The following is a 9,796-nucleotide window of genomic DNA, read 5'->3' on the forward strand; positions in this document are numbered from 1 at the left end:
GAGACATCGTCGCCGTCGCCGCCGGTCAGCCCTTGGGTGCTTCTATTCACGGCACTGGCCGAGACATCGTCGGCCAGGAGTAGGACGTTGCCAGGATTATTATTTTTCTGAGTTAGTTGCTAAGTAGTTAGAAATGCTGGCATTCTAACCTCCCACAGCGCTGGCCGCGGTCAGCCCTTGCGGGCTTCTATTCGCGGCACTCGCCGAAACATCGTCGGCTTCGTGGGCGCCGCCGCTCAGGCTAAAGCCTTCGATCCGTCGGCACCAGCCGGGTACGCCGGCCGGGAGTAGGACGTTGCCCCCCCTTTCGGGGACACTGATGCGCCTCCGCTTCGCTTCGCGCAATCAAGGAAGCAGGATTAATGATTTTTCTGGGTTTGGTTAGCCAACCGGGGCAGGCCGTGAGGCAAACGGCAGGGGAAAGGCTGCCTGCCCCCCTGCCGTGCCCAGCTTGCACAAGTTAAAATTTGCGATTGTAATAATAATAGCTGCCAACATATAATCCCAGTAATGCACACAGGCACAGGCCTAATAAGTTGTAAGGAGTTACTTGGATTTGCGGACCCCAGATTGATCCCACGAGTATGATGACTGCAAGAGATATTGCATATATCCTAATGGCGCCATAAGCGGCCATACCGGCTAAAGACCAGGCCCGTTCATCATAAGGATTCATGCCCTTTTTCTGCATTTCACTGATACGACGCTGCTTTATTTCCAGAGAACCTGCTGCTGCGATTACACCTATCAACAGCCCCATACCAAAGGAACTATTTCCTGCTGCTATCTGCCACACGGCTATGCCGGCAATCAGCGCTAATATCAAATGTTTCATAAGCCGCATATTAGTGTTAGTCATTTTTACTACCTCCTTCATTGAGAAGAAATAGCTCTTCAATACTGATGTTAAAGACTTTAGATAAACTATAGGCCAGGATAATGGAAGGATTGTATTTCCCCTTTTCTAACGAAATAATAGTTTGTCTGGAGACACCTGCCTGGGCGGCAAGTTCTTCCTGAGTCATGCCTGCCTTTTCTCGCATTTCGCGCAGGCGATTATTCATAATCTCACCGCCTTATTGTAGTGTAAAGCTAGCTTTACAGATAGTATAAGATCTTATGCAGGTAATGTCAAGTGCGCTTTACAACGGGGTATTGGGACGGCAATTACCACCTTCATTCTGCTGTTCTAAAGGAACGGCCCCGATGGTTACACGGCCACGTGGCGACAAAGGGGGGGCCAGCTGACGGCATTTTGTCCAAAATGCCGTCAGCTGGACCCCCCTTTGTCGCCCTTGCTTATTTGTTTACCTCAAATTCACAGTTCATCACCGCGGTTATTTCTTTGTCCAGGGAGCTGGTGTCGTTTATGCCATAATCGGAGATCTCGTTTGAATATAAGGGTGTAATCTGGAAAACGCCCATTTTGGCACCGCGCAAAGCCCCCACTTTACTGTTGGAATTGGAGGCTATCTGTTCCGCTCTTTTGAGTGCATCCTGGGTTGCCAATGACAGCATCTCCACTTTTAGATCGGCAATCTTGGTATAAAAGAACTGGGGCGGGTTGGAATAGAACTCTACCTCTTGATTGATGAGATCGGTGGCTTCCCTGGACAAAGCGGCCACCTGGTCAACTTGATCAGACCTGATCTCAACATTTTGGCTGAGTCTGTAGCTTTCCACTTGGTTGGAATACTGGCCGTTTGCCAGCAGAACATAACGGATATCAGTATTGATGGATGAGAAAATAATGTCCTTTTCAGTAAAACCCTTTTCAACCAGGTAGTTTTTCACCTTATCCTGACTGTTTTTAAGTTTTGCATAAGCTCCGGTGAGTTCCGGGGACTGAGCCGTAAACATGCCGGTCCATACCGCCAAGTCCGATTTAAGCTGCTGTTTGGCAGAACCGGTTACGGTAATTGAATTTCCGCTGGCTTTAAGCTTCAACATGCCATTACTGACAATCCATGATGAGAGCATCAATCCGACCGCAAGAACCGCCGCAACTGCTATCCAGGTCCACTGAAGATTCGCTTTTTCCTGCACCTTCCCAAACCTCCCCTTTTGTTATTACTAGTTATACGAATTAACAATAGAGTAATTACAAATATATGGAGGTTTTAAGAAATGTTAGGCAGGCACGGTCGCCAGGATTAATTTACTTTTCCAGGCAGGCAAAAGAATCGTCCCCGTGCCTGCAGTCTGGGTCATATAGAGCTATATCAATGAAGGCTTTTAGAAAGGACTTGTTGGCTTTATCTTTTCTAAATACCAAACTTAAGTAATTAGCATCAAAATAATGCCCCAATGATATAAACCTGAAATCCCTCTGGGCAAAGGCCGGAAGATCGCTAACTATCGTCGCAAAGGAAATCCCCAGACCCATTTCGACGTAAACAGCACTCAGTTCGATATTAAGAGGATTCCATGATCACGCGATAGGTTAAACCGCTTTCGTCAAAATACCTTTCCAGCTTTTTGCGAGGAGTTAAACCTTTCGGGGGCAAAATCAAAGGGTATTGCGAAATATGACCCAACGATTGGGCATCTGAACCCGCTTGTTGGCGATCTTGTGCAGGGGTTAATGAATCAGGGTACCTAAAGCCTTCTTTCTCAATTAAAGGGCAATTTATGGGGGTCAGCACCAAGAAGAGTTATGCCGCCGCCGCAATGAAAGCTGATGCAAATCCGTACACTTCAGTCATGTAACGCCCCAGCCGCAATTCCCTGACCCCGGTCTTAACATCGCATATCCGTGCCAGTCGGCGCAGAGTCCGGTAGACACTGCCTGGTTTTAGCGACCACCCCGGGCCTCCGCCGACCAGCAAATAGTCCCCGCGCAATATGGGCCTTAATATCATGTAATGCTCCAGGGCCAGGCAGGCCCGGGCATGTAGTGCTACCAGGCGCTGCCCCGCAGTGATGGTGTTGTTGTCCGGGCTCCAGCTCTCATCATACTTCAGGCCGCACAACTCCCGGACAGTTAACCCGGCGTAGAGCAGTTCCACCACCGCACGATCACGAACATTCATCATATCTTTGTGCACTTCGGCCCGCAGCGTTTGGACATCCTGCCAGATGATCTGCATATCTTCCCGCCGCAACGCATTGCGGCCGGCGCGTGTGACCAGTTTCAGCGGATTGGCCGCCAGCATCCCCCGCTCCATCAGAAAGCGGGCCAAGGCGGATAAGGCCGAAAGGCGCCGGTTTACTGTGGACGGCCGCAGACCTCGATTATTGAGGAGGTACTGCTTGTAAGCCTCCACCCGAGCGGGGGCCAAATTCTTGCACAGACCGGATTTCCTCCCCTGCCCGCCGCTGTACTGGCAGAACTCCGACAATGCCCGGACATAGCTTTTCACCGTCGGCTCCCTGCGCCCCTGGCGCCGCAGGTAAGCGGCGAAGCACACCCTATAACTCACACCATCGCCTTCTTTACAGATATTTAATACATGGTATGCGGATGGGAAAAAATGGTTAGTGAAAGAGCTTAAAACCCGGATGGCGCTTAAAGAAACATCTCAGCGAACGGGCGAAGTCTTGAAGACCAGCGGCTGTTAGACGATTGCGGGCTTGAAATGCCCTTTAGAAAGGCCAACCGAGCCTTGTATTAATTGCAGTCCAAAATGCCGAGCTATATAGAGCATTCTGAGTCCAGGAGGCGTTGGGCTTGATGCAGCGATTACTATGTAAATGAAAGGGGTCTTTTACATGGGTCCAATCATGGCTATCAAAACCAATGACCGGCCCGACCATGCGCCCGATGTACAGGAGATCTTAACCAGCTACGGGTGCAATATCAAAACCAGGGTGGGATTTCATGATGTCAGTGAAGACCAGTGCTCGATGGATGGTTTGATTATGTTGCAGTTGTTTGGGAAGGAAAAAGATATCCAGGCCTTGTTCGATGAGCTGGACACCGTTGAAGGGGTAAAGGTCAAGTTTATTGATCTTTAAATCACATAGCGTCAGATACGGCCTTGGTTAGAAGTAACCTCTTCTATTAAAACAAAAACGTAAATCAAGAGCGAATGAAAAATACAGGGCTGACAAAAGCCCTGTATTACTCTGAGCTAATATAAAAATTGGGGCGGATACCGGCACAGGCAAGGGGACAGTCCTTCTGCCTGCCCTTGGCTTTATACTGGAATATTCCTCCCGGTAACGAAGCGATAACGGTGTCTATGGCCGTCATCACGAGTAGATAACCTAAGAAACGATCGGTGTATATGCCGGCCATTACCAATATTAATACTGAGGCTGGTGATATTTATCAAACGGTGGCGATGATCATCCACTCTAGCTGTGCGCACATTATATCTGTGACGATGTCTGCCACTGCGGGTCGGCAGCAGATTTACCCCGGTACGCCCGGAAAAGCCGTGGCGGTGATTATCATTTATTTGAGTTATGCCGGAAAAATTGTGTACATGTCTTCTTCGGTTGTTAGACATAGTGCACCTCCTTTCTATTTATGACATTATATGGAGTAATGGTAAAAATGTTACTAAACATAGAAGGAAGCAGTAGAATCAACATAAAAATAAAAAGGGACAAGGTTTAAAGTACCCCTGCCCATTTATTAATAGCCGGCGCCTAGCACCGATAATTTTCAGTCATCGTTGCCTTCAGGAGGACATTCACAAGCTCCAGCTAATTGCTGGATTGCCTTGAACGAAGGTTGCTCCGGGTGTGGCATTTGCACTCCAAGTGACCGGTACTTCAACACAGATAAGCTGATGAGATACTGTAAAGACAACAGGTTCCTTTGATCTCACCAGTGCAGGTTCCGCTACTGATCTCTTCCGGGGTCGGAAACAGGTTTGAAAGGCAGGCATTCAGTTCAATCATCACATTCCACACAGTCTTCGCAGTCTTCGAGTGAAGTTCTCAGACAGTCAACCCCGGGCTCACCCACCTGGGCTTCAGCGCCGAAATGGATAGGTACCTCAACGCAGATTTCCTGAGAAATGGTGAAATAGCAAATCTTCTCTTTGGTTCCGGTGCAGCGTACATTTGTTACTACCGGTTCACTGCAGCATAACGTATGGGTAGGGCCGGGAACAGAAAATGGTTTAACAGCTACCGGTACAGATACAATCGCTCTTTGATAAGCGGTTTTAACACAAGTAGTATGTTTGCTGACTAGTTCTTTACAATCATCTTCATATTTAGAATTATGCTGTCTTTCCATATTCACATCGGCATCACAGGCTTCGACGCATTCCGTATTGATAGGCGGCCTGGGCTTTGCTTTGGCGGCATGAACATGAAACCTTCCCCACTTAATGGGCGCATTATTATTTTTAAACATGGCACTCCACTCCGTTACTATATAATTTTGTATATAGTATTAATTTAGCTTTCCAATTGCTACTATAATGGCTCTAAAAGGAACACAATCTTAAACATTTGTGAAAAGGCAACAATGGGACTGCCGTTAATAGCTTAAATCACCGGCGGAGAAACGGGCGGAAGTAAGACTGGCTTTGTATTAGATAGCCAGTAGCATCGATTAAAACATTAATAAAGACTGCTCAGAAAAGGAAAAGAATGGTACAATCGTCTTTAGAGCCAATCATATCTGGTGTTAATATACGGAGATGCTGCTAAAATAAGGCTTTGATTACTTATAGCACTTAGCTGGTTATGTGCATACTCTAGGTATACCAGGATAATCGGTAAATCCAACTAAAAGGAAGTATCAAATGCAAAGCAACCCGTTATCTTCTGTAAGAAAACCGGTGTACCGCGACTGTGTGGTGCCGCGCTGCAGCGTTTGCCATCAAATCCCTCAGGCGGGTATTCGCGGAGGACTTAAACTGGGGAAAGCCTTTTTGTGTCATGAATGCGAAGCAATATTGATGGAAACCCCGGTAGGCAGCGCTGAATATCACCGCATTATGGACGGGCTACGTTCGATCTACTAACCTGTGGCTGTTTACAGGGAGTATGCAATTTGTGTTCAACAACACCGGTATTTGCTGCAATAAATGAATACTGTCAGATTTCAGGTTTGAGGCTGCATATGCCTGGACATGCTGGTCGTAAAGATGCCTTTCCTCCTTCATTCCAAGGCATTATTGATTTTGATTTAACTGAAATCAGCGGTCTTGATGACCTGCACTGGCCTTCTGGTCCTATAAAGGCAGGGCAAGAATTAATGGCCCGGGCCTTCGGTGCTTCTTCGAGCTATTTTCTGGTAAATGGGGCCAGCTCAGGCATTCACAGCTTTTTTTTGGGGCTGGGGCAGAACGCCAAGATTATGGTTTCGCGTAATGCCCACAGTTCCTTTTTTGCTGGTATGGTATTTAGCGGAGCCAATCCCGTTTATATCCCCTGCCAGGTAAATGACGATGGTTTAGCGTTGGCAGTTACAGAAGAGAAGATTACAACCCTCTTAGAAAAGCATGCTGATGTAGATGCGGTTGCACTGGTGAGTCCCAGCTATTATGGGACGACCTGTCATATTGCAGACATAGCGGCTTTGCTTAAAAACCGTAAGATTCCCTTGATGGTTGACGAGGCCCACGGGGGACATTTTTATTTTCATCCCGAGTATCCCCGCACAGCACTTTCCGGGGGCGCAGACGTGGTTATCAACGGATTGCACAAAACCCTGCCGGTATTAACCCAGGGGGCCTGCCTGCACATTGGAGAATCATGTCCTAGCCCGGATCGATTTGTAAGAGCCTGCAGTCTTTTAACTACCACCAGTCCTTCCTACCTGATTATGGCCTCTATCGATTTGGCCAGGGATTGGATGGAATGCCACGGCCAAGAAGCCTTAGAGCGGGCTCTTGGCCTTTCGCGTTATTATCGCAATAAAATTAACAGCATAAGAGGGATTCGCTGCTTATCTCAGGAATTAATGGTAACAGGAGTGGAAGCGATAGATCCCTTGAAAATACTGATATCGGTGCAGGGCCTGGCGGAAGATGGGTTTGCCGTCTCCAAGCGGCTGCGCGACGATTGGAATATAGAAGTAGAATGGAAATCCCAAGACATCATTTTGGCCATGATGTCCATCTTTCATGACCACGAGGACTGGGAGCGATTATATCAGGCGATATACCGGATCTCCCGGCATATCGGCTGCAAAAGTCCGGCGGCAAGAACAGCGACCCCGCAGTTGCCTGCCCCTCAAGTACAAATGAGCCCCCGGGAGGCTTATTTTGCGGCCAAAACTGCAGTGCCTCTGAAGGATAGCGTGGGAAAAATCTCCGGGGAAATGGTGGTTCCCTATCCACCCGGAATTCCCTGTTTGCTTCCGGGAGAAATTGTCTCTCCGGAAATTTACATATACATGGTTGAATTGATCAACACCGGGAGCCATGTCCAGGGATTGGATCCTGATCTGGACAAAATAAGAATCATCGATCAAACTTAAACTGATTAGGAGCATTGATATGGGTGAAGGATTGCTGATCAGCCTGGAAGGCATAGACGGAAGCGGAAAAACCACCTTAATTCAGTATTTGCAGGAAGTATGGCAGGAGTATCCTCTTATTAAGATCAGAGAGCCCGGAGGAACGGTGATATCAGAAAAAATCAGAGAACTGTTGCTCAATGTGGAAAACCGCCACATCACGCCCCGCACAGAAGCCTTATTATATGCCGCCGCCAGGAGTCAGGTAGTAGACCAGTTGATAAGGCCTTCCCTGGAACAAGGGAAAATAGTGCTTGCCGATCGCTATCTTGATTCAACCATTGCCTACCAGGGTTATGGGCGGGGGTTGGACTTACAGTTTCTTTATACGTTGAACCGTTTATGCACTGATGGGCTTTTACCGGATGCCACCATTTTGTTGGACTTGGAGCCAGGAATTGGAGAGTTGAGACGAAATGGCGAAGCAGCCGACCGGCTTGAAAAAGAAGGCCGCGAATTCCAGGCCCGGGTGCGACAGGGATATTTGGAGCTTGCCCGTCAAGAACCGGAACGCATCCATATTATTGATGCCGGTCGGGCATTTGCAGATGTGGCCGCTGATGCGCTCAACTGCCTGCAACAATTACTTATGAGCCGGGGGTGGAAGCCGGTTGCGTATTGATCGTGACGGTAAAGGTATAGAACGGCTGAGAAATGCCCTGGGAAGCAATGTTTATGAAGTAAAAAAAACCAGCCCGGCACAGTTTGAACAGGAGCTGCGCCAGCACCAGGAAGCTGAAATACGCCAGATTATGGGGGCTATTTTGCAGGAGGTAGACCGCATAAGTGAGCGATTGCGGCACAGATTGACGGTTCATGACTTGTTGCTGTATAAAAGCCGGATCAAGGATTTTCTCAAAGAAGCCGGTTCCAGAGCATATTTGTTGAAACAGGATGTAGGCGCTAACCGGCGCGGCAGGACCATACTAATTACTATAAAGACCATCGATACAGAAGTGGATAATCTGTTAAATGACTTCATGAATAAGAAACAGGATGCTGTGGATATACTGGCTGCCATAGATAAGATCCGCGGCCTGCTGGTGGACTTAATGATATAATCATGTCGTCTGGAGAATGAGTAATGGATGATTTGTCAAAGATAATTGGCCAGAATAAAGTAGTCGATTTTTTGCGCACCTGCGTCGATAATCAAAACCTTAGCCATGCCTACCTGTATTATGGGCCTGCTGGCGTAGGCAAGATGACTGCTGCCATAGCCTTTGCCACAGGTATTCTGGCCAGGGAAGACCCCGCCGGAAGAGTTCTTTTGACCGACCGCGCCCATCCCGACCTGTTCATCATTGAACGGATGGCGGATAAAACCCGCCTGAGCAAGGATCAGATCAGCAAAGAAATGCAGCCCTGGCTGGCCTTAAAGCCTTACCGCGCTAAACACCGCTTTGTGATCATTCGTGATGCCCATTTGTTAACTATCGAAGCTGGCAACGCTTTGCTCAAAATCTTGGAAGAGCCGCCTGAGTACGCTATATTAATACTGGTGACGGATGAAGCGGCCATAATGGAGACCATATTGTCCCGCTGTCAGCCGGTACGCTTTCAAGCCGTCAGCGAAGAGGACATCGTCGCCGTTTTGACAACACGGGGAATAGATGTTGAACAAGCCCGGTGTGCGGCACAAGTCAGTCAGGGCAGTGTAGCCGCGGCCCTTGACATCGCACAGGAAGCGGGCTTGTCTGAGAAATGGGATCTGGCCCGCCACACTTTCGTGGCATTGGCCCGGGGGAAAATGGCGGCCTTGTTTGAAGCCGCAGAGGCCATTGAGAAGGCCCCCAATTTGCTCAGTTACATGCTCTCCACTATACTAAGAGATGTATATGTTTATCGGTCTACTGCCAATCCAGCTTTGTTGATGATCAGCGAGCATGAAGACCTGATAAATTCCCTTCCCGCTGCAGCTCTGGATAGAATTGGAGCTGCCGTGAACAGGGTGCAAGCCCTGCAAAAACAATTGCGCTATAATGTGAACCCTCTCACCCTGGGGATTAATATAGCTTACGCGGTTAGAGGGGTTTTTTGGGATTAAAGACCGGATATTAAGGAGGTTACTGCTGTGGCGTGGGTAGTTGGAGTCAGATTTAAGCCCGCTGGGAAAATATATTATTTCGAATGCGAAGATCTGGATCTGGAGGAATTGGACCTGGTGATCGTCGAGACTGTCAGGGGTATCGAATGCGGCCTTGTGGTGATGGGCAAAAAAGATGTTCCGGAAAAAGACCTGGTTCTACCATTGAAGAAAGTCATCAGAAAGGCTAGTGATCAGGATAAGGCCAATTATGAGAAAAACAAGCAAAAAGAAAAAGAAGCTCTGGAAATCTGCAAGCAGAAAATAAATGTGCATAAACT

13 protein-coding genes are annotated in these 9,796 nt (G+C 48.1%); 7 read left to right on the plus strand and 6 right to left on the minus strand.

Annotated elements, in window-relative coordinates; genetic code table 11:
* Window positions 1-460: 460 nt before the first annotated feature.
* From B2633_RS07245 to B2633_RS07260, 4 genes are all read right to left on the minus strand, one after another.
* Window positions 461-859: a DUF2178 domain-containing protein gene (locus B2633_RS07245; RefSeq protein ID WP_483169934.1), complete on the minus strand. Its 399-nt coding sequence runs from the start codon at window positions 857-859 to the stop codon at window positions 461-463.
* Window positions 852-1,064, minus strand: a complete 213-nt coding sequence (locus tag B2633_RS07250; protein ID WP_483169935.1) for a helix-turn-helix transcriptional regulator — start codon at window positions 1,062-1,064, stop codon at window positions 852-854. Before B2633_RS07250 ends, B2633_RS07245 begins: the two co-directional genes overlap by 8 nt.
* A gap of 235 nt (window positions 1,065-1,299) precedes the next feature.
* Entirely contained in the window at window positions 1,300-2,046 is a 747-nt protein-coding gene (locus B2633_RS07255; protein ID WP_483169936.1) for an SIMPL domain-containing protein, read from the minus strand.
* 608 nt (window positions 2,047-2,654) lie between these two features.
* The gene (locus tag B2633_RS07260) at window positions 2,655-3,422 is read right to left on the minus strand and encodes a tyrosine-type recombinase/integrase (protein ID WP_483169937.1); all 768 of its coding nucleotides are present in this window, start codon (window positions 3,420-3,422) and stop codon (window positions 2,655-2,657) included.
* 289 nt (window positions 3,423-3,711) lie between these two features.
* Between B2633_RS07260 and B2633_RS07265 the strand changes: the two genes are divergently transcribed.
* Window positions 3,712-3,957, plus strand: coding sequence for a CPF_0552 family protein (locus tag B2633_RS07265; protein ID WP_483169938.1), 246 nt, complete (start codon window positions 3,712-3,714; stop codon window positions 3,955-3,957).
* A gap of 182 nt (window positions 3,958-4,139) precedes the next feature.
* Here the strand turns inward: B2633_RS07265 and B2633_RS07270 are convergent, their stop codons facing one another.
* Entirely contained in the window at window positions 4,140-4,454 is a 315-nt protein-coding gene (locus B2633_RS07270; protein ID WP_481042048.1) for a YmaF family protein, read from the minus strand.
* A gap of 389 nt (window positions 4,455-4,843) precedes the next feature.
* A complete protein-coding gene (locus tag B2633_RS07275) occupies window positions 4,844-5,314 on the minus strand; it encodes a hypothetical protein (RefSeq protein WP_483169939.1) in 471 nt (156 codons plus the stop codon).
* A gap of 394 nt (window positions 5,315-5,708) precedes the next feature.
* Here B2633_RS07275 and B2633_RS07280 point away from each other — a divergent pair, with 394 nt between their 5' ends.
* The 6 genes from B2633_RS07280 to B2633_RS07305 form a co-directional block, all read left to right on the plus strand.
* Window positions 5,709-5,930, plus strand: a complete 222-nt coding sequence (locus B2633_RS07280) for a sigma factor G inhibitor Gin (protein WP_481042054.1) — start codon at window positions 5,709-5,711, stop codon at window positions 5,928-5,930.
* A 29-nt stretch (window positions 5,931-5,959) separates the two neighbouring features.
* Window positions 5,960-7,390, plus strand: a complete 1,431-nt coding sequence (locus B2633_RS07285; RefSeq protein WP_483169940.1) for an aminotransferase class I/II-fold pyridoxal phosphate-dependent enzyme — start codon at window positions 5,960-5,962, stop codon at window positions 7,388-7,390.
* A gap of 19 nt (window positions 7,391-7,409) precedes the next feature.
* Window positions 7,410-8,051, plus strand: a complete 642-nt coding sequence (gene tmk, locus B2633_RS07290) for a dTMP kinase (protein WP_483169941.1) — start codon at window positions 7,410-7,412, stop codon at window positions 8,049-8,051.
* The gene (locus B2633_RS07295) at window positions 8,041-8,490 is read left to right on the plus strand and encodes a YaaR family protein (protein ID WP_483169943.1); all 450 of its coding nucleotides are present in this window, start codon (window positions 8,041-8,043) and stop codon (window positions 8,488-8,490) included. The genes tmk and B2633_RS07295 overlap by 11 nt, the downstream gene beginning before the upstream one ends.
* A gap of 23 nt (window positions 8,491-8,513) precedes the next feature.
* The gene (locus B2633_RS07300) at window positions 8,514-9,476 is read left to right on the plus strand and encodes a DNA polymerase III subunit (protein ID WP_483169945.1); all 963 of its coding nucleotides are present in this window, start codon (window positions 8,514-8,516) and stop codon (window positions 9,474-9,476) included.
* Window positions 9,477-9,503: 27 nt separating this feature from the next.
* On the plus strand, window positions 9,504-9,796 hold a 293-nt coding region (locus tag B2633_RS07305; protein WP_483169946.1), incomplete at its 3' end, for a PSP1 C-terminal domain-containing protein.

The organism is Syntrophomonas sp. UBA1041 (genome assembly GCF_002316705.1).
Taxonomy (GTDB): Bacteria; Bacillota; Syntrophomonadia; order Syntrophomonadales; family Syntrophomonadaceae; genus DTU019.

Bases quoted from the DNA above. Each gene is read 5' to 3' on its own strand.
- B2633_RS07280 (WP_481042054.1), top strand. From the start codon at position 5,709: ATGCAAAGCAACCCGTTATCTTCTGTAAGAAAACCGGTGTACCGCGAC.
- B2633_RS07275 (WP_483169939.1), bottom strand. From the start codon at position 5,314: ATGTTTAAAAATAATAATGCGCCCATTAAGTGGGGAAGGTTTCATGTT.
- B2633_RS07300 (WP_483169945.1), top strand. From the start codon at position 8,514: ATGGATGATTTGTCAAAGATAATTGGCCAGAATAAAGTAGTCGATTTT.
- tmk (WP_483169941.1), top strand. From the start codon at position 7,410: ATGGGTGAAGGATTGCTGATCAGCCTGGAAGGCATAGACGGAAGCGGA.
- B2633_RS07245 (WP_483169934.1), bottom strand. From the start codon at position 859: ATGACTAACACTAATATGCGGCTTATGAAACATTTGATATTAGCGCTG.
- B2633_RS07250 (WP_483169935.1), bottom strand. From the start codon at position 1,064: ATGAATAATCGCCTGCGCGAAATGCGAGAAAAGGCAGGCATGACTCAG.
- B2633_RS07265 (WP_483169938.1), top strand. From the start codon at position 3,712: ATGGGTCCAATCATGGCTATCAAAACCAATGACCGGCCCGACCATGCG.
- B2633_RS07270 (WP_481042048.1), bottom strand. From the start codon at position 4,454: ATGTCTAACAACCGAAGAAGACATGTACACAATTTTTCCGGCATAACT.